The organism is Oceaniglobus trochenteri (genome assembly GCF_020529025.1).
GTDB classification, from domain to species: domain Bacteria; phylum Pseudomonadota; class Alphaproteobacteria; order Rhodobacterales; family Rhodobacteraceae; genus Oceaniglobus; species Oceaniglobus trochenteri.
The window spans coordinates 311,836-333,310 of the sequence record NZ_JACNMM010000003.1 but is presented as its reverse complement, the minus strand read 5'-3'; the positions used below and the strand labels follow the sequence as shown (position 1 = coordinate 333,310).

General features: G+C 63.6%; 18 protein-coding genes. 10 read left to right on the top strand and 8 right to left on the bottom strand.

The annotated features are described in order from the left end of the window. Positions 1–51: 51 nt before the first annotated feature. Positions 52–1,056, top strand: a complete 1,005-nt coding sequence (locus H7828_RS05895; RefSeq protein WP_226780078.1) for a P1 family peptidase — start codon at positions 52–54, stop codon at positions 1,054–1,056. On the opposite strand, the gene H7828_RS22930 is transcribed toward H7828_RS05895, so the two are convergent. Together H7828_RS22930 and H7828_RS05885 are read right to left on the bottom strand one after the other, a co-directional pair. Continuing rightward, positions 1,047–3,257, bottom strand: coding sequence for a mechanosensitive ion channel domain-containing protein (locus H7828_RS22930; protein ID WP_226780077.1), 2,211 nt, complete (start codon positions 3,255–3,257; stop codon positions 1,047–1,049). The two genes, H7828_RS05895 and H7828_RS22930, sit on opposite strands and share 10 nt — an antisense overlap. Positions 3,258–3,345: 88 nt before the next feature. Continuing rightward, the gene (locus tag H7828_RS05885) at positions 3,346–3,780 is read right to left on the bottom strand and encodes a Fur family transcriptional regulator (RefSeq protein ID WP_226780076.1); all 435 of its coding nucleotides are present in this window, start codon (positions 3,778–3,780) and stop codon (positions 3,346–3,348) included. A 118-nt stretch (positions 3,781–3,898) separates the two neighbouring features. On the opposite strand from H7828_RS05885, the gene H7828_RS05880 reads away from it, so the two are divergent. The 4 genes from H7828_RS05880 to H7828_RS05865 are packed head-to-tail and all read left to right on the top strand — an operon-like array spanning position 3,899 to position 7,348. Further along, a complete protein-coding gene (locus tag H7828_RS05880) occupies positions 3,899–4,789 on the top strand; it encodes a metal ABC transporter substrate-binding protein (protein ID WP_226780075.1) in 891 nt (296 codons plus the stop codon). Next, positions 4,786–5,634, top strand: a complete 849-nt coding sequence (locus H7828_RS05875; RefSeq protein ID WP_226780074.1) for a manganese/iron ABC transporter ATP-binding protein — start codon at positions 4,786–4,788, stop codon at positions 5,632–5,634. The genes H7828_RS05880 and H7828_RS05875 overlap by 4 nt, the downstream gene beginning before the upstream one ends. Next, entirely contained in the window at positions 5,631–6,488 is an 858-nt protein-coding gene (locus H7828_RS05870) for a metal ABC transporter permease (protein WP_226780073.1), read from the top strand. Before H7828_RS05875 ends, H7828_RS05870 begins: the two co-directional genes overlap by 4 nt. Beyond that, positions 6,485–7,348, top strand: coding sequence for a metal ABC transporter permease (locus H7828_RS05865; protein WP_226780072.1), 864 nt, complete (start codon positions 6,485–6,487; stop codon positions 7,346–7,348). The genes H7828_RS05870 and H7828_RS05865 overlap by 4 nt, the downstream gene beginning before the upstream one ends. Here the strand turns inward: H7828_RS05865 and H7828_RS05860 are convergent. Next, entirely contained in the window at positions 7,272–8,297 is a 1,026-nt protein-coding gene (locus tag H7828_RS05860) for an ester cyclase (RefSeq protein ID WP_226780071.1), read from the bottom strand. The two genes, H7828_RS05865 and H7828_RS05860, sit on opposite strands and share 77 nt — an antisense overlap. Before the next feature lie 12 nt (positions 8,298–8,309). Continuing rightward, positions 8,310–9,107 (bottom strand): 3'(2'),5'-bisphosphate nucleotidase CysQ, encoded by a 798-nt coding sequence (cysQ, locus tag H7828_RS05855; protein ID WP_226780070.1) that lies wholly within the window; start codon positions 9,105–9,107, stop codon positions 8,310–8,312. Between the two features lie 157 nt (positions 9,108–9,264). On the opposite strand from cysQ, the gene H7828_RS05850 reads away from it, so the two are divergent. Both H7828_RS05850 and H7828_RS05845 read left to right on the top strand, forming a co-directional pair. Beyond that, the gene (locus H7828_RS05850; RefSeq protein WP_226780069.1) at positions 9,265–10,086 is read left to right on the top strand and encodes an ABC transporter permease; all 822 of its coding nucleotides are present in this window, start codon (positions 9,265–9,267) and stop codon (positions 10,084–10,086) included. A gap of 240 nt (positions 10,087–10,326) precedes the next feature. Further along, positions 10,327–11,043: a hypothetical protein gene (locus H7828_RS05845; RefSeq protein ID WP_226780068.1), complete on the top strand. Its 717-nt coding sequence runs from the start codon at positions 10,327–10,329 to the stop codon at positions 11,041–11,043. A gap of 55 nt (positions 11,044–11,098) precedes the next feature. On the opposite strand, the gene H7828_RS05840 is transcribed toward H7828_RS05845, so the two are convergent. After that, entirely contained in the window at positions 11,099–11,725 is a 627-nt protein-coding gene (locus H7828_RS05840) for an alpha-ketoglutarate-dependent dioxygenase AlkB family protein (protein ID WP_226780067.1), read from the bottom strand. Positions 11,726–11,965: 240 nt separating this feature from the next. On the opposite strand from H7828_RS05840, the gene dnaK reads away from it, so the two are divergent. From dnaK to radC, 3 genes are all read left to right on the top strand, one after another. After that, positions 11,966–13,888, top strand: a complete 1,923-nt coding sequence (dnaK, locus tag H7828_RS05835) for a molecular chaperone DnaK (RefSeq protein ID WP_226780066.1) — start codon at positions 11,966–11,968, stop codon at positions 13,886–13,888. 74 nt (positions 13,889–13,962) lie between these two features. Then, complete coding sequence (gene dnaJ, locus H7828_RS05830; RefSeq protein WP_226780065.1) at positions 13,963–15,120, top strand: molecular chaperone DnaJ; 1,158 nt, start codon at positions 13,963–13,965, stop codon at positions 15,118–15,120. 189 nt (positions 15,121–15,309) lie between these two features. Continuing rightward, entirely contained in the window at positions 15,310–16,062 is a 753-nt protein-coding gene (gene radC / locus H7828_RS05825) for a RadC family protein (protein ID WP_226780064.1), read from the top strand. A 4-nt stretch (positions 16,063–16,066) separates the two neighbouring features. Here the strand turns inward: radC and H7828_RS05820 are convergent, their stop codons facing one another. The 3 genes from H7828_RS05820 to secA form a co-directional block, all read right to left on the bottom strand. Continuing rightward, a complete protein-coding gene (locus H7828_RS05820; RefSeq protein ID WP_226780063.1) occupies positions 16,067–17,623 on the bottom strand; it encodes a substrate-binding domain-containing protein in 1,557 nt (518 codons plus the stop codon). A gap of 22 nt (positions 17,624–17,645) precedes the next feature. After that, entirely contained in the window at positions 17,646–18,596 is a 951-nt protein-coding gene (locus H7828_RS05815) for a translocase (protein WP_226780062.1), read from the bottom strand. A gap of 87 nt (positions 18,597–18,683) precedes the next feature. Then, positions 18,684–21,377, bottom strand: a complete 2,694-nt coding sequence (secA, locus tag H7828_RS05810; protein WP_226780061.1) for a preprotein translocase subunit SecA — start codon at positions 21,375–21,377, stop codon at positions 18,684–18,686. Positions 21,378–21,475 lie beyond the last annotated feature (98 nt).

Below are 21,475 nucleotides of genomic sequence, written 5' to 3'. Positions count from 1 at the left end.
CGCCTGCAGCGATTCCCCCCGGGATATTTGCGGACCAAAGATGAGGCTGAGATGAAAACCGGAAAGCGGAATTCACTGACGGATGTGGCGGGGCTTCGCGTGGGGCACGCCCAGGACGCTGCGCTGAAATCGGGGGCCACGGTCGTGACCGGCGATGCCCCTTTCGTGGCGTCGTGCCATGTGATGGGCGGCGCACCCGGAACCCGCGAGACCGACCTTCTGGCACCGGACAAGACCGTGCAGGCGGTGGATGCGCTGGTGATTTCGGGCGGATCGGCCTTTGGCCTTGATGCCTGTTCGGGTGTCGCCGACGGGTTGGCGGCGATGGGCCGGGGGTTCCGGCTGGCCTCGGCGCTGGTGCCGATCGTGCCGGGGGCGATCCTGTTCGACCTGCTGAACGGCGGCGACAAGACCTGGAGCGAGAACCCCTATCGCGCCCTGGGCCGCGCGGCGCTGGAAGGGGCGCAGGACGATTTCGCACTGGGCAGTGTGGGCGCGGGCACCGGGGCTGTCTGCGCGATGCAGAAGGGCGGGCTGGGGTCGGCCTCTTTCGTGCTGGAGTGCGGGGTGACGGTGGCGGCGCTGGTGGTGGCGAACCCGGTGGGCAGCGCCACCACGCCGGCGGGCCACTTCTGGGCGGCCCCCTTCGAGATGGAGGGCGAATTCGGTGGCAAGGGGCCGGACCCGCGCGGCGGGCTGTGCTTTGCGCCGGTCAGCCTGAAGATGCAGGCCATGGCCGCCGGGATCGCGGCGGGGGCCAACACCACCCCCTGTATCGTCGCCACCGATGCCACGCTGGACAAGGCGCAGTGTCACCGGCTGGCGGTTGCGGCCCATGACGGAATTGCCCGCGCGGTGGTGCCGGCCCACACGCCCCACGATGGCGACATCGTCTTTGCCCTGTCCACGGGAGAACGGGCGGTGGGCGAGGACGTGCTGGCCCAGATCGGCGCGGCCGCGGCCCATTGCGTGGCGCGGGCCCTGGCGCGGGGGGTTTACGAGGCCACCCCCGCGCCAGGCGATGTTCTGCGCACCTGGCGCCAGGATCAGTCCTGAGCGCTGTTGCCGTCGCGATCGCTGTCGTTGCTGCTGTCGTTGTCGATCACCTTGGCATCGTCGCCCGGTTTTTGCGACAGGCTCTTGATCAGTTCGGGCGGCAGCATCAGCTGGCGATGGGGAAAGGGAATCTCGATGCCGCGGGCGTCGAATTCTTCCTTGACCAGGGCGGTATACTGGCGCCCCAGGCCCCACTGCTTGCCCGGTTTCGTCTTGATCCGGGCCCGCACGACGACGCTGCTGTCGCCCAGAGCCGTCACGCCGTGCATCTCGAAATCGTCGAGGATGTCGGCACCCGCCGGGCCCTCGCGCAGGGTGTCGAACGCCGCCTGCATCGCCGCGATGACCTCGGGGACCTTTTCCTTGTAGGCGACGCCCACCTCGGCCACGTGGAAGCTGAAATCGCGGGTCAGGTTCGTCACCGTATCGACGGATGAGAAGGGCACGATATGCACCGATCCGTCGATGGCACGCAGCCGGACCGAGCGGATCGAGAGCTTTTCGACCCCACCCGATATTCCCGCGACACTGACGACATCGCCTTCGTTGATGGCGTTCTCAAGCTGGATGAACACGCCCGTGATGATGTCCTGCACCAGTTTCTGGGCGCCGAAACCGATGGCCAGGCCGATGACACCGGCACCGGCCAGAAGCGGCGCAATGTCGATGCCCAGCTGCGACAGCACGACCATGGACCCAAGCACCAGCACCAGGATGGTAAAGGCGTTGCGGAACAACCCCAGCAGGGTGCGGGCGCGGTTGTTCTCGATCAGGGTGGCACCGCGCAGGCGTTGATCGACGAATGAGGCGATGAGCGCCCAGACCAGGGCCAGCACGACAGCCAGAAGCGCCGCCGACACGATCCGCCAGAAGACCTGCTGGACATCGGGATCGTTCATCCATGTGACGGCGTCGATCAGCCCCCAGGCCGCGATGCCCACGACCAGCGCAGCCACGATCGCCATGGCGGCCACGATTCCGCAAAGCATCCGCGCCACGCTGCTGACCCGCGCGGCAAGGTCGGGCATGGCGCGGTCGATGGCGCCCGGCAGGTCGATATGCAGGGTCGAGGCGATGCGGATCAGCCAGAGCGCGATCAGCGCCAGCACAAGCGCACCGATGGAATAGAGCGTGCCACCCAGCACCAGGTCCGACATTTCGCGCGGGCGCGTCACCGCGATCAGCCAGCAATAGATGACATAGATCGTGGCCAGCGGCGGCCAGATGGCCCGCCAGGTGGCCTGAACCCCGCGCGACAGCATCGCGCCGGTGCCTTCCTGATCGGTCTCTTGCGCGGCATGGGCGATGTCCAGCACCTTGACGATCCGGCGCAGCATCAGGATGGCCATCACCAGCAGGATCGTGGCCAGCAGCGTGCGCACCGGGCGTACCGTGGCAAAGCCGATCCATTCGCGCACCAGCGGCAGCGCGAACATGAAGCTGAAGGTCAGGGCGGCAATGAAACCGCGCAGCCCGCGATAGACCGATTCCTGCGCGCGGGGCGCCAGGTTGGACAGGGAAGGTTCATGTTCGGCATCCGGCGTCACGATGACCCGCAGCGCGATCCGGCACAGCCCGAAGACAAGCACGGTCGTCAGGAAGATCGCTTCGGTCGTCGAGGGCCCGCTTCCTCCCGTCTGACGCAAGAGCGTGGTCGCGTAACCGGCGCCCCAGGACAGGGCAAGGGTCAGCAGCCGAAGGACGGCGTAAAGGACGATAAGGAACACCCGGCGACGCAGCGGCGTCAGGGCGTTGATACGATTGCGGCGGATCACTCGGTCCAGCGCCAGCTTGCCAAGAACGCTGACGGCGACAACGGCCGCGATCACCAGAAGCAGGGTCACCGCCTCGGGTTGCAGCGAGAATTCCGCGACATGCACCTGCCCGACCAGTTCCACGACGCGGGCGATTTCCGACAGCGTGCGTTCCACCACGTCGCGCGCCCCCGAGATCACGGCGCTGACCTCGCTCACCACCTGCTGGGCGACGGTTTTCGTCTCTTCGGCGGGGGGGGCTTCGGCTTGGGGAGCGGCGGCTTTCAGCTGTTCGATCAGTTCGGCACGGGCGGTGTCGTCCTGCAGAATGTCGATCAGGGTCTGGCTTGGCGTCTGGCCGGCGGGTTCTTCGCCCGACTGGGCATGGATCGGCGCCGCCAGCGAAACGAGGGCGACAAGGCAAATGGCAAGAAACTTGGCAAACACGGGTATAGGTACCTTTGTTGGTTTAACGGCACTCACATCGCAATCGGGAACGACATGCAATGGCCGTTCCCTGTGGATAACGGCAATTTCATGCCCGATCCTTGCGCTTTCGGCAGTAAAGCTCCATTCGGTGGTGCACGACATCATAGCCAAGCTCGGCCGCGATCTCGTCCTGAAGCCGCTCGATCTTGTCCGAGTTGAATTCGATCACCTCGCCGCTGTCCAGATCGACGATGTGATCGTGATGCGCCTCGGTCGCGGTTTCGAACCGGGCGCCGCCGCCTTCGAAACTGTGGCGATGCACCACCCCCTCGGCCTCGAGCACCGAGAGCGTGCGATAGACCGTGGCCAGTGACACCGCCGGTTCGATCTGCTTGGCGCGGCTGTGCAGTTCTTCGGCATGGGGGTGATCGTCGGCTTCGACCAGCACCGACAGAAGCGCGATTCGCTGGCGCGTCACGCGGACCCCGGCCTTGCGCAGGGCGGTTGTCATCTTGGCGGTCTTGTCGGCGGCAAGGGTCATGGCAGTCTCCGGTTCGCATCTTCCTACTATCTTTGCGAATGGTTATCAATTCCATTTACAATCGCGAATAGTTCTCATAAGCATCTCTCAACCCGAACCACATCATCAGGAGAATCACATGGGACCGCGCGTGACCCTTTCGGCGCTGCTGACCGCCAGCCTGCTTGCCATCGCACCGGCGGCCCATGCCGAGCCCTTCAAGGCCGTGACCACCTTCACCGTGATCGCCGACATGGCCCGCAACGTGGCGGGCGACGCGGCAACGGTGGAAAGCATCACCAAGCCGGGGGCCGAAATTCACGGCTATCAACCCACCCCGCGCGACATCATCCGCGCCCAGGATGCCGATCTGATCCTGTGGAACGGGCTGAACCTCGAGCTGTGGTTCGAACAGTTCTTCGCCAACCTTTCGGACATTCCCAGCGCCACGCTGAGCGACGGCATCGACCCGATGAGCATCACCGAAGGCGAATATGACGGCAAACCCAACCCCCATGCCTGGATGAGCCTGGACAGTGCGCTGATCTATGTCGACAACATCCGCGATGCCTTTGCCCGGCATGACCCGGACAATGCCGAAACCTATCGCGCCAACGCCGAACGCTACAAACAGCAGATCACCGACGCCATCGCGCCCCTGAAGGCCGAGGTGCAGAACGTGCCCGAACAGCAGCGCTGGCTTGTGTCCTGCGAGGGCGCCTTCAGCTATCTGGCGCGCGATTTCGGGCTGAAGGAACTGTACCTCTGGCCGATCAACGCCGACAGCCAGGGCACGCCGCAGCAGGTGCGCAAGGTCATCGACGCGGTGCGCGACAACGACATTCCCGCCGTCTTCTGCGAAAGCACGGTGTCCCAGGCCCCGGCGAAACAGGTGGCCCGCGAAACAGGGGCCAATTATGGCGGCGTTCTCTACGTCGACAGCCTGACCGAGGCGGACGGCCCGGTGCCCACCTATATCGACATGCTGCGCGTCACCGCCGAAACCATCGTGACGGGTCTGACCGAATGACCGACGCCCAGGGCATCACCGCGCGCGATGTGACAGTCACCTATCGCAATGGCCACACCGCCCTGCGCGACGCGAGTTTCGCGATACCCACCGGCACGATCACCGCGCTGGTGGGGGTGAACGGGGCCGGCAAATCGACCCTGTTCAAGGCGATCATGGGGTTCGTGCCGGTCGCCAAGGGCGACATCACGGTTCTGGGCATGCCGGTGAAAGAGGCCCTGCGCCGCAACATCGTGGCCTATGTTCCCCAGGCCGAGGAAGTGGACTGGTCGTTTCCCGTGCTGGTGGAAGACGTGGTGATGATGGGCCGCTATGGCCACATGGGTTTTTTCCGCCGCCCCGCGCAGGCCGACCGCGACGCCGTGTCATCGGCCCTGGCCCGGGTCAACATGAGCGAATTCCGCCACCGCCAGATCGGAGAGCTTTCGGGCGGGCAGCGCAAGCGTGTGTTCCTGGCCCGCGCCCTGGCACAGGATGGCAAGGTGATCCTGCTGGATGAACCCTTTACCGGTGTCGATGTGCAGACCGAAGAGGCCATCGTGCAACTGCTGCGCGACATGCGCGACGAAGGGCGGGTGATGCTGGTCAGCACCCACAACCTTGGCTCGGTCCCCGAGTTCTGTGACCGCACGATCCTGGTGAAACAGACGGTTCTGGCCCATGGCCCCACCGAAACCACCTTTACCCATGCCAACCTGGAAGAAGCCTTCGGCGGCGTCCTGCGCCACTTCGTCCTGGGCGGGGCCGATCTGCACGACGATGACGATACCCGCTCGGTCCGGGTCATCAGCGATGATGAGCGCCCCTTCGTCGTCTACGGCGATGAAAAGGCAACCGAGCAATGATCGAAACGCTGCTTCTGCCCTTTTCCTATGGCTACATGTTCAATGCCATGTGGGTCAGCGCCCTTGTCGGGGGGGTCTGCGCCTTCCTGTCGGCCTATCTGATGCTGAAGGGCTGGTCGCTGATCGGTGACGCGCTTTCCCATTCCATCGTGCCGGGGGTGGCGGGGGCCTATATGCTGGGCCTGCCCTTTGCCCTGGGGGCCTTCTTTGCCGGCGGGCTGGCGGCGGGAACGATGCTGTTCCTCAGCCAGCGGTCGGGGCTGAAGGAAGACACGATCATCGGGCTGATCTTCACCTCGTTTTTCGGGCTGGGTCTGTTCATGGTGTCGCTTTCGCCGGTGTCGGTCAGCATCCAGACCATCACCATGGGCAACATCCTTGCCATTACCCCCGAAGACACCCTGCAATTGGCGCTGATCGGTTTCATCACGCTGGCGATCCTTCTGGCCAAGTGGAAAGACCTGATGGTGACGTTCTTTGACGAAAGCCATGCCCGCTCCATCGGGTTGCGGCCCGATGTGCTGAAGGTGGTGTTCTTCACCCTGCTGTCGGCCTCCTGCGTTGCGGCGTTGCAAACCGTGGGCGCCTTTCTGGTCATCGCCATGGTGGTGACGCCGGGCGCCACCGCCTATCTGCTGACCGACCGGTTTCCGCGGCTTCTGATGCTCAGCGTCGCCATCGGCGCGGTGACCAGTTTCGTCGGCGCCTACCTGAGCTTCTTCCTCGACGGTGCGACCGGCGGGCTGATCGTCACCTTTCAGACCGCGATCTTCCTGGTGGCCTTTTTCCTGGCGCCCAAACACGGCTACCTTGCCGCCCGCCGCAAGGCCGCCGCAGCACTGGAGCCGCAATGATCGACACCCTGATCCAGCCGTTCCAGTTTGCCTTTATGAACAAGGCCTTCCTGATCATGGCCATCCTGGCGGTACCCACCAGCCTTCTGTCCTGTTTCATGGTGCTGAAGGGCTGGTCGCTGATGGGCGACGCCATCAGCCACGCGGTGCTGCCCGGCGTGGTGGCCGCCTATATCCTAGGCATTCCGCTGATCGTGGGGGCCTTCTGTGCGGGGATGTTCTGCGCGCTCTCCACCGGGTTCCTCAGCGACAACAGCCGGGTGAAACAGGACACCGTGATGGGCATCGTCTTTTCGGGGATGTTCGGCTTCGGGATCGTGCTTTACACCAAGATTTCGACCGATGTTCACCTGGATCACATCCTGTTCGGCAACATGCTGGGCGTCTCGGCGGGTGATCTGTGGACGGCGGGTGTGATCGCTGCGCTGGTCGGCGGGCTGATCGTCGCCAAGCGGCGCGATTTCCTGCTACACGCCTTCGATCCGATCCAGGCCCAGGCGGTGGGGCTGCGCACGCGGTGGCTGCACTATGGCTTGCTGGCGATGATCTCGCTTACCATCGTCGCCACGCTTTCGGCGGTCGGGATCATCCTGTCGATCGGCCTGCTGATCGCGCCGGGGGCCATCGCCTTCCTGCTGACGCGGCGGTTCGAATGGATGCTGCCCATCGCCCTTGGTGTCACGCTTCTGGCGGGAATGGGCGGCGTCTATCTCAGCTTCTACCTCGACAGCGCGCCGGCACCCACGGTGATCCTGATCCTGACGGCGATCTTCATCGCGGCCTTCATCCGAGCATCGCGCCGGGCGCGGGGGGAACCAGCGCCTTCTGACGTTCCAGCAGATCAAGGCCCTGCATCCTGAGAAAGTGCAGCATGTCGATGAAGACCCAGTTCTCGGCCAGCTTGTCGCCGTCGCGCCGGTAGATATCGACCACCCGCATGTCCGCCCGCGGCCCCGCAGGCAGGCCCATGTAGCCCCCCAGCGGCGTCAGCGACAGGTTGGGCCAGCCGAAAAATCCGCCATAGCTCCCCTCGGCCAGGCGGGCGATATGCCCGTTGAAGGTGCGGTCCTTGTTGTGATTGCGGAACGGCGCCTGGTGCTGTTCGGCATAGCGGTCGATGGTATAGGTCGCCCCGATCCCGTCTGGGCCCCACCAGATCATGTCGTCGTGCCAATCCTGCGGCAGTTCACCACGCGGATCGACGACACGCCCCGCCGCCCCGATCCGGTGGATCATCCGTTCGATCAGCGCCAGCGTTTCGGCCCCCTCTGCCGGGTCGGCATCATCGCGCAGAAGCCCGTCGTGGGTCAGCGGGCCGGGCTGAACCAGGTGCGCGGCAGTCTGGGGTGGCAGGGGGCGCAGGCCCGCCTGGTGCATCAGGTGGATCAGATCGCAGAAAAAGGCGGTTTCGACGATCTTGCCGCCCTCGACGCGGTTGAATTCGGCGTAGCGCAGCATCGCGATCTTGCGGGTGGGCGGGATGCCCACGAAGGGCCGGTCGAACAGCGCCATGAGATGGCCCATCGACACGACCCAGGTGGCGCGCGGCCCGCCGTCCTGTTCATTGTCACCGGCAAAGAAGATATCCTCGCGCCGCTGCACCCGCGACATGGCGGTCAGGAAGGGCGCCCAGAAACTCTCGGCCACGGCTTGGGCGCCATGCTGTTCGTTGAACGGATGCACCCCGCGCCAGTGCCAACCGGCACCGGTGCGTTCGGCCAGGATGTCGGCCACCGTGTCGGGCGCGGCCCCTGCCAACGCCGCGTGGTGGGCGCGAACAAGGGCCTTGGCATCCTGAAAGCCGGCCATGTCTCCTGTGCCTCAGGCGGGCTTCAACGCCACGTCGGGCGAATAGGCGATGAAGAAGGGGTTGGCATAGCCGGATTTGCCATAGATCAGCGGTGAATGGTCGTCGAAGCGCACAACGCGCCCGCCTGCGCCGTTCAGAACCGCATGGCCGGCGGCGGTGTCCCACTCCATCGTGCGGCCAAGACGCGGATAGATGTCGGCCTCGCCCGTGGCGACCAGGCAGAACTTCAGCGACGATCCGGCACTTTTCATGTCCTGCACCGAATATTTCCCGATGTAATCGTCGGTCGCCTGGTCGCGGTGCGATTTCGAGGCGACGACAAGCAGAGCGTTGTTGTCGGGTTCGGACACCTTGATCGGCGTGGTTTCACCAGGGGTTTCCTTGTCGAAACTGCCGGTTTCCTCAACCGAGGTGCCGGTTGCAGTGGTGTAGAACAACCGCCCCTTGGCGGGCGCATAGACGACACCGCGCACCGGCAGACCATCGACCACATAGGCGATGTTGACCGTGAAATCGCCGCGCCGCTGCACGAATTCCTTGGTGCCGTCCAGCGGATCGACGATCAGGAAGGTGCTGGCCTGCACATCATGGGAGGCGGCCTGTTCCTCGGTCACCAGAGCGACATCGGGGAAGGCCTCGCGCAGCCCGGCCGAGATGATTTCGTCTGCGGCTTCGTCGGCTTCGGTGACGGGGCTGTTGTCGGATTTCGACTTCACCTCGAAATCGTCGGCACCATAGATCTCCATGATCCTGTCGCCGGCCTCAAGCGCCAGTCGGCGCATCACGCGTGTGAGGGTATCGTGATCCATCGCTTCAATCCTTCGGTTCGTCAAAGTGTCGCCAGATTTCTGGTGCAGTTGTTTGAATGGGCTTGTGGCCTTATGGTGGGTCGTCAACCAAACGACAAGAATATCATGCGACAGGTGCCATGCCCGGCACCGATCGGCAACGCAGACAGGTGATCGAATGTTCCAGCGCCAGACACGCGAGACGCGCCTTGGATCGGCCGCCAACATCCTTGAACTGATCTACCACAACACCGTCCGCAGCATCCGCAAGACCCACTCGAACGCGCTGATGTCGATCCTGATGAACATCCTGCAGACGGTGATCTTCGTCGCCGCGTTCTTCCTGCTGTTCTCGGTTCTGGGAATGCGGGGCAGTGCGATCCGGGGCGATTTCCTGGTCTACATCATGTCGGGCATCTTTCTATACATGGTGCATACCCGCACGGTGACGGCGATCCTGGGGTCGGAAGGCCCGGCATCGGCGATGATGAAACACGCCCCCATGACCACGGCAATCTCGATTGCCTCGGCGGCGCTGGGGGCGCTTTACATCCAGCTTCTGTCGATGGGGATCGTGATGTATTTCTATCATGTCATATGGGGGCCGGTGCATATCTGGGACCCGATCGGCGCCTTGGGCATGGTCATCCTGTCGTGGTTTTCGGGGGTGGCGATCGGCCTGATCTTCCTGGCGATGAAGCCCTGGGCGCCCAGTTTCGTGAACATCCTGTCGATGATCTATACCCGGGCCAACATGATCGCGTCGGGCAAGATGTTCGTGGCCAATAACCTGCCCTCGACCATGCTGGCGTTCTTCGACTGGAATCCGCTGTTCCACACCATCGATCAGGCGCGCGGATATGCCTTCATCAATTATTCGCCCCACAATTCGTCGGTGGAATATCCGCTCTATGTTTCGATTGCCCTGCTGATGGTGGGGTTGATGGGCGAGTTCTATACCCGAAAACACGCCTCGATCAGCTGGAGCGCGAGGCGCTGATTTTCCGGTTTCGGGAACAATTCAACCTCGACCGGATCAATTGTTTTCAATTCCGGTACGGGCCGCGATTGGCCTCGATATGCAAAAAACGATCAAATTCAGGTTTTTCCATTTTTATCAATTCATTACGAAATGGTTAACTTTCCCCGAAACGGGGACAGAGTGTTCTCCCTCAGGTTGCAACTGAATTTTACAAGAATTCGTGACTACAATCACTCAATAGCAACATGGGAGTGAGTGATGTTCAGGTTCTTGAAATTGAAGGCGCTGGATTTCGGCAAGGTCACCAGCGATCCTATTGCCGAATTGCAAACCATCAGCGACGGCGCAAATGACGCTCTGGATACCAAGCTTATCGGGGATATCGGCTCCGACAGCGATGGCGGCATCAACAGCTATTCCGTGACCGACGCAACGCTGGACGATGAATCGCTCGACACGAATGTCTATGGCACGGCGCATCTGGGCGGAGACGAAGGCGTCGATTCAGTTTCATTCGCCAGCGCCGACCTTGACGACGAAGGCCTCGACACCTTCGCGATCACCAACGCCGATGTGGGCGGCGACGACGGGCTTCACGCCAAGGCCATCGCCGATGCCGATATCGACGAAGACGGATTGCACGCCGATGTCTTCGCCGATGTGCGGCTGGGCGATCAGGAAATCCTGGATGTCGACGCCTTTCCCGCCGTCACCATCGGTGAGAACGGAATCGATATCGACGCCCAGGCCGGGGTCGAGGTTCTGGGCGAGGACGGAATCGATGTCGATGCCATTGCCGATGCCACCCTTGGCGAAGACGGTCTGGTCAGCGAAGTGATTGCCACCGCCGATATCGGAGGCGGCGCGGATGACCTTATCGCCTTCCTGTCCCTGGACGTCCTGTCCGAGGATGACGGCCCCGAGGACTGCGACGATGAAGACGAAGATCACGGGCTGCTCGATCTGATTTTCTGATCCCGCCGCCGATGGAATTGCGGGGCCACCCGGCAATCGGGTGATCCCGCAATTCCTATCGCCGTTCCTGCACGTCATCGACCACCCGAAGGGTCACGTTCACCCGCCCGCCCCTGGGCAGAAGGCTGGATGATCCGAACCTGATCCGGTCGACCCCATGATGGGCCAGCCGCGCATCGCCCCCCATCACCACCACATCGCCCGAATTAAGCCAGAGGCTTTCGGTCTTTCCGCCGCGTGTGGGGTTGCCCATGCGGAACAATCCGTCATCCCCCAGTGACAGTGAGATCACCGGATGATCGAAGGTGCCCTCGTCGCGATCCTGATGCAGGCCCATGCGCGCACCCTCGCCATAGAAATTGACCAGGCAGCAATCGGGCAGGCGCGCCGGCCCCAGCGCCCGCCAGATCGACAGGATGCTGTCGGGGATCGCGGGCCAGACCTGCCCCGCGGGGTGGCGCGCCGCATAGCGATAGCCGGCCCTGTCCGAGATCCAGCCGACCCTCCCCGCCGATGTCATCCTGACCGACATCCTGCGCCCCGCCGCCGTGACCGGGTGCATCAGCGGCGCGGCCCGGATCACGCCGCGCAGATCGGCCAGCACCGCCTCTTGCGCCGGACGGTCCAGCCACTGTCGGTGAATATCAAAGCCCTTCACCCGCATCGCCCCGCCCTGTGCCATCGAACCCCCTTCGCCAACCACATCAGAAGACTCGCATTTTCCGCGAGATTCCACACCTTCCGCGGCTTGCAGCCCCCAAATACGGCCCCTATATACGCCCAGACGCCCTGCTGGGGGCTTTGTTCCCGGCATCAATCAACAGGCTGGCCGGGGCCTAACTCCGGCAGAATACTTGGGATCGCCGGGGAATGCCGCACCGCGGGTTGCCCGGCAAAACATCGCCTTAGAGAGGACTTGAGCATGGCCAAAGTCATCGGAATCGACCTTGGAACCACCAACAGCTGTGTCGCCATCATGGACGGCAGCCAACCCCGCGTCATCGAAAACGCCGAGGGCGCACGCACCACACCCTCCATCGTTGCCTTCACGGACGACGAGCGCCTGGCAGGCCAGGCCGCCAAGCGCCAGGCCGTGACCAACGCGGAAAACACCATCTTTGCGGTCAAGCGCCTGATCGGCCGCCGTTTCGACGACGCCGATCTTGCCAAGGACAAGAAAAACCTGCCCTACAAGCTTATCAGCGGCGGCAACGGCGACGCATGGGTCGAAGTGCGCGGCGAGAAGTATTCGCCCTCGCAGATCTCGGCTTTCATCCTGCAGAAGATGAAGGAAACCGCCGAAAGCTACCTGGGCGAGGAAGTGACCCAGGCCGTCATCACCGTTCCGGCCTATTTCAACGACGCCCAGCGTCAGGCCACCAAGGACGCAGGCAAGATTGCCGGCCTTGAAGTGCTGCGCATCATCAACGAGCCGACGGCAGCCGCCCTGGCCTATGGCCTGGACAAGAAAGAGACGAAGACCATCGCCGTCTATGACCTGGGTGGCGGCACGTTCGACGTGACCATCCTGGAAATCGACGACGGGCTGTTCGAAGTGAAATCCACCAACGGGGATACCTTCCTGGGTGGTGAAGACTTCGACATGCGGATCGTCAACTACCTTGCCGAGCAGTTCAAGAAGGACAACGGCGTCGACCTGACCCAGGACAAGATGGCGCTTCAGCGCCTGAAGGAAGCTGCGGAAAAGGCCAAGATCGAACTCTCGAGCTCGAGCCAGACCGAAATCAACCAGCCCTTCATCAGCATGGACCCGAAAGGCGGCCAGCCGCTGCACATGGTCATGAAGCTGACCCGTGCCAAGCTGGAATCGCTGGTGGGTGACCTGATCAAGTCGTCGATCAAGCCGTGCCAGGCCGCGCTGAAGGATGCGGGCCTGTCGGTGGGCGACATCGACGAGGTCGTGATGGTCGGCGGCATGACCCGGATGCCCAAGGTGTTCGAGGAAGTGACCAAGTTCTTCGGGAAAGAGCCCCACAAGGGCGTGAACCCCGACGAGGTCGTGGCACTGGGCGCCGCCATTCAGGCCGGTGTGCTTCAGGGTGACGTGAAGGACGTGGTCCTTCTCGACGTGACCCCGCTCAGCCTTGGCATCGAGACGCTGGGTGGCGTGTTCACCCGCCTGATCGACCGCAACACCACGATCCCGACCAAGAAGTCGCAGATCTTCTCGACCGCGGAAGACAACCAGAATGCCGTGACGATCCGGGTGTTCCAGGGTGAACGGGAAATGGCCGCCGACAACAAGATCCTCGGCCAGTTCAACCTTGAGGACATTCCGCCCGCACCCCGCGGCATGCCCCAGATCGAAGTGACCTTCGACATCGACGCCAACGGCATCGTGTCGGTGGGCGCCAAGGACAAGGGCACCGGCAAGGAACAGAAGATCACGATCCAGGCGTCGGGCGGTCTGTCGGACGACGACATCGAGAAAATGGTCAAGGATGCCGAAGACAACGCCGAGGCCGACAAGGGCCGCCGCGAACTTGTCGAGGCGAAAAACCAGGCCGAGTCGCTGATCCATTCGACCGAGAAGGCGATGGAAGAGCACAAGGACAAGGTTGACCCGACCACGATCGAAGCGATCGAACTGGCCATTGCCAACCTGAACGAACAGCTGGAAACCGAAGATGCCGGCAAGATCAAGGGCGGCATCCAGAACGTAACCGAAGCTGCGATGAAGCTGGGCGAGGCCATCTACAAGGCCGAGCAGGCGAAAGCCGGGCAGGAGACCGAAGACGACGGTTCGGATGGCCCCAGCAGCGTGGATGACGACATTGTCGATGCCGATTTCGAAGATCTGGGCGACGACAAGCGCAGCTCCTGAGTGCAGCTAGGAATGACATTGGACCGGCCCGGCAACACTGGGCCGGTCCTTGCGTTCCAAAAGGATGAGACCTGATGGCAAAGCGCGATTATTACGAAACACTGGGCGTCAAGAAGGGCGCCACGGCGGACGAGATCAAGAAGGGCTTTCGCCAGAAGGCCAAGGAACTGCACCCCGACCGCAACTCCGACAACCCCAACGCCGAAGCACAGTTCAAGGAAGCGAACGAAGCCTACGACGTTCTGAAGGACCCCGAGAAGAAAGCCGCCTATGACCGCTATGGTCACGCGGCCTTCGAAGGCGGCCATGCACCGCGCGGCGGGCAGGGCGGCGGCTTCGGTGCGGGCGGTCAGGGCGATTTTGCCAGCGCCTTCAGCGATGTCTTCGACGACCTGTTCGGCGACATGATGGGCGGGCGCGGCGGCGGCCGTGGCGGCCAGAGGGCCACCCGCGGCTCCGACCTGCGCTACAACCTGCGCATCTCGCTGGAAGACGCCTTCAACGGCCTGCAAAAGACGATCAACGTGCCGACGGCCCTTGCCTGCTCGACCTGTAGCGGCACCGGTGCCGAAGGCGGCTCGGAACCCAGCGTCTGCCCGACCTGTGCGGGCATGGGCAAGGTGCGCGCCCAGCAGGGCTTCTTCACGGTCGAACGCACCTGCCCCACCTGTTCGGGCGCGGGCCAGACCATCAAGAACCCCTGCCACGATTGCGGCGGCCAGGGCCGGGTCCAGAAGGACCGGTCGCTGTCGGTGAACATCCCGGCAGGTGTGGAAACCGGCACCCGCATCCGGCTGTCCGGTGAGGGCGAGGCCGGATTGCGCGGCGGTCCTGCGGGCGATCTCTATATCTTCATCGAGGTGGCCGATCACCCGCTGTTCCAGCGCGAGAACCAGCACCTGTTCTGCCATGTTCCGGTGTCGATCGTCGCCGCCGCGCTTGGGGGCGATATCGAGGTTCCCAACATCGACGGCGGCCGCAGCCGGGTGAAGGTGCCCGCCGGCAGCCAGTCGGGCAAGCAGATGCGCCTGCGCGGCAAGGGGATGCCCATGCTGCGGGGTGGCGGACATGGCGACATGTATATCGAACTGGCCGTCGAAACGCCGGTGAACCTGACGTCGCGCCAGAAGGAACTTCTGCGCGAGTTTGACAAGCTGTCCGAAGACAACAATCCCGAGACATCGGGATTCTTCAAGAAGGTCAAGACCTTCTGGGATGGCATGAAGAACTGAGCTGCGGCGCCACCCGAAAGGCCGGAGCCTCCGGCGGGGATATTTGAAGACCAAAGATGAAAGGGTCGCCCTCATCTTTGGTCGGGTAAATATCCCCGCCGGAGGCTTTTGTCATTTCGGGCATCGGGGCATCGGCCTGGGAGCGATGGCGTTAACCACCGGTTTACCTCTCTTGCCCATGCTGGCGGCATGACACGTCGTCCCTCCTCCTTCGCGGAAGCGCCCCTGCCCCTGTTCACCGGGGCCACGCCGGTGAGCGGGCCGCGGCTGCCCTCCTACATCAAGGATCATCGCAAGCGCCTGCGCTCGCGCTTCATGGAAGGGGGCGCCGATGCCGTGCCCGACTACGAAATGCTGGAACTGCTGCTGTTCCGTTCGATCCCGCGCCAGGATGTCAAACCGCTTGCCCGGCGCCTGATGGACCGGTTCGGCGATCTCGGGCGCGTCATGGCGGCCAGCCCCGCGCAACTGATGGAGGTTGAGGGCGTGGGCGAGGCCGTGATGCAGGACCTGAAGATCGTCGAGGCCACGGCGCACCGCATCGCCCGTGCAAGGGTGCTGCAACGCCATGTGGTCAGCAGTTGGGATGCCGTTCTCGATTACTGCCACACCACCATGGCGCACCGCGACACGGAACAGTTCCGCATCCTGTTCCTGGACCGCAAGAACGTGGTGATCGCAGATGAGGAACAGGCCAAGGGCACCGTTGATCATGTGCCGGTCTATCCGCGCGAAGTGGTCAAGAGGGCCCTGGCGCTGAACGCCTCGGCGCTGATCCTGGTGCACAACCACCCCTCTGGCGATCCGACACCCAGCGACAGCGACATTTCCATGACCGCCCGTATCAACGAAGCCTGCCAGGCGCTTGGTCTGGTGCTGCACGACCACCTGATCATCGGAAAATCGACCGAGCTCAGCTTTCGCAGCGCCGGTTATCTCTAGGCCGTCACTTCAGCCAGACCTCGACGCGCCGGTTGACCTGCCGGCCCCAGGGCACCTCGTCGCAGGCCATCGGCATCGCCTCGCCGAAGGCCTCGGTGTTCAGGGTCAGGCGGCCGGGATCGACCGTGCGCGCCGCAGCCCGCACGGCATCGCGCACCGCACCCGCACGGGTGCGCGAAATCCGCCGGTTGATCGACGCCGGGCCATCGCCATCGGAAAAGCCGACAAAGACCAGCGTTCTGTCATCGAAGACGCCACGCTCCAGCGCCTCGGCCAGCAGGGCGACGTTGGAGCGCGATTGCGCATCCAGCGAGGTCGAGCCACGTTCAAACCGGAACGTCACCGTAAGGCGGCTGTGGCCGGCCAGACTGCGCACCAGGCGCTGCAACTCTTCAAGGTCGATCTCGCTTCCGGCGCGGTCGATGGCATTGGCAAAGCGCGCGCCCTGGTTGCGGAACGGGATCGCCGCCGGGAACTGGTCGACGAAGCCGGCACGCCGGATCACGGGCTGCGCCGCCGGAGAGGCGACATAGCGCAGGAATTCCCGCGCGACCCGGGGCAGGCGCCGGGCCGGAAGATAGGCGAAAAGCGGCGCCGTCAGGGGGTAATCCTCGGTCTTGATCGAGGTGACGCTGGCCTCGGTCGCGAAACTGCAGGGCCCTGTCACGGTCAGGGCCGCGGCATTGCCCGGTTCGGAAAAGCTTCCCATGCCCAGAGCAAAGGGGTTCGCGGCGACGGCATCGGCCAGTTCGGCGTTGGTGGAATGGCGCGTGATCCCCTCCATCAGCGTCTTGCCGTATTCCGCCAGCACACGGGATTCGAAGGCCTGGGTCACCCCGGCATCCTCGGCCCGCAGGTGAAGCTCGATCGGCTCGTCATCGCCGCCAAGCGCGGCCCAGGTGGTGATTTCACCCGCGAAAACGGCCGCCAGATCGGCCATGTCGATGCGGCTAATCGGGTTCGAGACCGACACCAACGGCACAAGCGCGTCAAGCGCCACGATCCGCGACCGGCCCGGCGCCGTCAGGTCGCCCAGATCGCCCGTGCGGGCCAAGGCCGCTTCCTGTGCCGAAACTTCGCGCAGCGACAGGGCGATATCGGCCTCGTCCGCGATCAGATCGGCGAAGCCTTCGTCCGAGCTGTTCAGGTTGAAGGTGATGCGCGCGGCGGGGGCGCCGGTGCTGCGCTCGCTCAGCTCGTAAAGGAACCTGTCGTCGCTGTTCATCACCCGCCGCACCGAGAACCCGTTGCGCGCCGCGAAGGATTCCAGCAGCGACGGGATAAGGACGGCCCCCATGGCCGGCGCGCCCGACAGTGTGAATTCCGCGACATAGGCCGTCAGGTCGGGGCAGCCCGGCCCGGCACAGATCACCCCCGAACCATCGAGGGTCAGGGTGCCGTAGTCGGTATCGACCCGGTAGAATTCGCCATCATACCCCAAGAGGTTGCCCGAAACCTCAACCGAGCCGTCGCGCGCGGTCAGCGTCACGTCGTCGGCCCTGGCGAGGCTGGCCGAGCAAAGAAGAAGCGCGGCGATTCCCGCCGCGCAGCGCATCATCATCAGGGGCCTGCAATCCTTGGCGTCAGTTGCTGGCGATCTTCATGTCTCGCAGCAGGTTTTTCAACACCAGAATATCGCCCACCGCGTCGCAATCGGGGATTTCCAGTGTCAGCAGCGTGGTTTGCAACCGGCCATCGTCACCCGGTTGCATCACCTGCCCCTCGACCGATTTGCCGCAACTGAAGGCGTTGACGCGCGCCTCGACGCTCAGCCGCACCGTGCCGTCACGTTGCATCAGCGCGGCGGGAAAGACATAGATTTCAGCCATCCGGCCATCACGCAGGCTGTCATCGCCCAGCCGGGCCAGGAACCCGCCGCGCGCACGCACCGCCCGCAGGGACGAACCGGGCGCGTCTTGCCAGACGTGGCCCTCATCCCCGTGACCGGCCCCGAATTCCAGCGCGTGGATCTGAAGCCCGCTTTCCCCGGCCCACTGGAGCGCGACGCGGGCGTAGCTGTCGAAATCCGGCAGCGCCGCGATGGTCTTGAGCGTTTCGCCCGCCACGGTGGCCTCGAAACCGGCAATCCGGGCCAGGGCGGGCACATCGACGCTGACGCCCCCGTTCACATCCGTCACCACATCGAAGATCAGCCCCTCGTGCCGCATCTCGACCCGCGCCCCTGCATCACAGGGTGCCGCGAGGGTCAGGCGCACGGTTGCGCCGCCCAGCAGCGTGGCGGACAGGGCCGGGGTGCAATCGGCGGCGGGGGGCGCAACGGCAACCGGCCTCTTGGGCATCGACGGTGCCGGTTTGCCGGGCAATAGGGCCTCGGCCGGGATCGGGGCCGTTTCGGCGGGGCGCGGCAGGTCTTCGATCCGGGCGCTGGCGAGGTCGATCGTCCCCGGCTCGGTCGCCTGAAAGGCGCCGGCCCTGTCGTTGCCCAGAAGATGGGTGGCGCCAATGACAACCGCCGCAGCCGCAAACAGGCCGGTAACGCCCTTGGTCACGATGGTTTTCAACGCTTTCGCCATGGTGCTTCTCCTGCTTGCGGTGACGAAAGCAGGCGTGCCCTTCAATCGGGCCGCTTCTGGGGCGGCCCGAAGGTTATTGCGTGCCGTCTAGCGGATTTCGCCGTGGCAATGCTTGAACTTCTTGCCCGATCCGCAGGGGCAGGGATCGTTGCGGCCCGGGTTGCCCCAGGTTGAGGGATCTTCCTCGACGAAGCCGGTTCCCGCGTTCTCTTTCGGGGCTTCCACCTCGGGGTTGGTCTCACCGGCCAGCGCCTGCTGCTGGGCGCGCATCTGGGCCAGCATCGCCTGCTGTTCCTCTTCCGACAGCGGGCGGATCTGCGACAGCTTCTTGGTCACGTCCTCGCGCAGGGAATCGAGCATGCTTTCGAACAGCTGGAAGGCCTCGGTCTTGTATTCGTTCAGCGGATCGCGCTGCGCATAGCCACGGAAGCCGACGACCGAGCGCAGGTGTTCCAGCGTCAGCAGGTGTTCGCGCCACTTGCCGTCGATGGTTTGCAGCAACAGCTGCTTTTCGATCTGGCGCATGTTGTCGGGGCCGAACTGGGCCGCCTTGCCCGCCATGAATTCGTCGCTGGCCTTGATGATGCGTTCGCGGAACACCTCGTTGTCCACGCCGTCCTCATCCACCCAGGCGATGATCGGCAGATCGAGGCCAAGCTGCTCCATCACGGCGACATAAAGCCCTTCACCGTTCCACTGGTCGGCATAGCTTTTGGGGGGGATATAGGCATCGACCAGGTCTTCGATCACCTGGTGGCGCATGTCCTCGGTGATCTCGTGCAGGTCCTTGGCTTCCATGATCTCGCGGCGCTGGCCGAAGATCACCTTGCGCTGGTCGTTCATCACGTCATCGAACTTCAGCAACTGCTTGCGGATGTCGAAGTTGCGCCCTTCGACCTTGGCCTGGGCCTTTTCCAGCGATTTGTTGACCCAGGGGTGAACGATGGCCTCGCCTTCCTTCATCCCCAGCTTGCTGAGCACGTTTTCCAGACGTTCCGAGCCGAAAATGCGCATCAGGTCGTCTTCCAGCGACAGGAAGAAACTGGACCGCCCCGGATCGCCCTGACGGCCCGAGCGGCCGCGCAACTGGTTGTCGATCCGGCGGGATTCGTGGCGCTCGGTGGCCAGGACGAACAAGCCGCCGGCCTCTTTCACCCTCGCCTTGTCGTCGGCCACCTCGGCCTCGATGCGCTTGCGCACCTCCTCGGGGTCAGCTTCGGGATCGGCCTCGAGCGCCTGCATCACCTTCATGTCGACATTGCCGCCAAGCTGAATGTCGGTGCCGCGTCCGGCCATGTTGGTGGCGATGGTGACGGCGCCGAACTTGCCCGCGTCGGCGACGATCTGCGCCTCTTTCTCGTGCTGGCGCGCGTTCAGCACGTTGTGTTCGATCTCCGCCTCGGTCAGCAGGTTCGACAGGAATTCCGACTTCTCGATCGAGGTGGTGCCAACCAGGACCGGCTGCCCCTTTTCCTTCGATTTCTTGATGTTCTCGACGATGGCCTCGTATTTCTCGCGGGCAGTGCGATAGACGGCATCGTGATCGTCGACCCGGGCGATGGGCCGGTTGGTGGGCATCTCGACAACGCCCAGCTTGTAGATCTCGGCAAATTCCTCGGCCTCGGTGGCGGCGGTGCCGGTCATGCCCGACAGCTTGTCATAGAGGCGGAAATAGTTCTGGAAGGTCACGCTGGCCAGGGTGACGTTCTCGGGCTGGATGTTCACGTCTTCCTTGGCCTCGATGGCCTGGTGCAGACCATCCGACAGACGCCGGCCGGCCATCATGCGGCCGGTGAATTCGTCGATCAGCACGACCTCGCCGTCGCGGACGATGTAATCCTTGTCGCGGGTGAACAGCTTGTGCGCCCGCAGGCCCTGGTTGACGTGGTGAACGATGGTGGTGGATTCCGGATCGTACAGCGTCTGGCCCTCGGGCAGGATGCCCGCACCGGCCAGGTGTTGTTCCAGGAATTCGTTGCCCTCGTCGGTATAGGTGACGTTGCGGGTCTTTTCGTCCAGTTTGAAGTGGCTGTCGTTGATCAGCGGAATCACCGCGTCGATGGTGCGGTAAAGATCGCTGCGGTCCTGCGAGGGGCCGGAAATGATCAGCGGCGTGCGCGCCTCGTCGATCAGGATACTGTCCACCTCGTCGACAATCGCGAAATTGTGATGGCGCTGGTACATGTCCGACAGTTCGGATTTCATGTTGTCGCGCAGATAGTCGAAGCCCAGCTCGTTGTTGGTGGCATAGGTCACGTCGGCGGCATAGGCCGCCTTCTTCTCTTCCTCGGGCTGCTGGGGATAGACGGCGCCGCAGGTCAGGCCCAGCGTGGCAAAGACCTTGCCCATCCATTCGGCATCCCGGCGCACCAGGTAATCGTTCACGGTAACGATATGCACGCCCTTGCCGGTCAGCGCGTTCAGATAGGCCGGGAAGGTGGCGACAAGGGTCTTGCCCTCGCCTGTCTTCATCTCGGCGATATTGCCCTGGTGCAGGAAGATGCCGCCCATCAGCTGAACATCGAAAGCCCGCAGGCCAAGGGCGCGGCGCGCCGCCTCGCGGCAGTTAGCAAAGGCCTCGGGCAGGAGCGCATCCAGGCTTTCACCGCCCATGGCCCGCTTGGCCAGGCCTTCGGTGCGCTCTTTTATCTCGGCATCGGAGAGTTTCTCGAACTCCGGCTCCAGCGCGTTGATCTTGTCGATCAGCGGTTTGACCGACTTGACCTTGCGATCATTGGGCGTGCCAAAGATCTTTTTCGCGACAGTTCCGATACCCAGCATGTTCTCTCCTGACGGCTTCTTGAAAGGGGATTGCTTGCCCATGCCCGCAGGCCACAATAGATACGGCAAGAATACGGGCCCCCTCATGGCCATGAAGC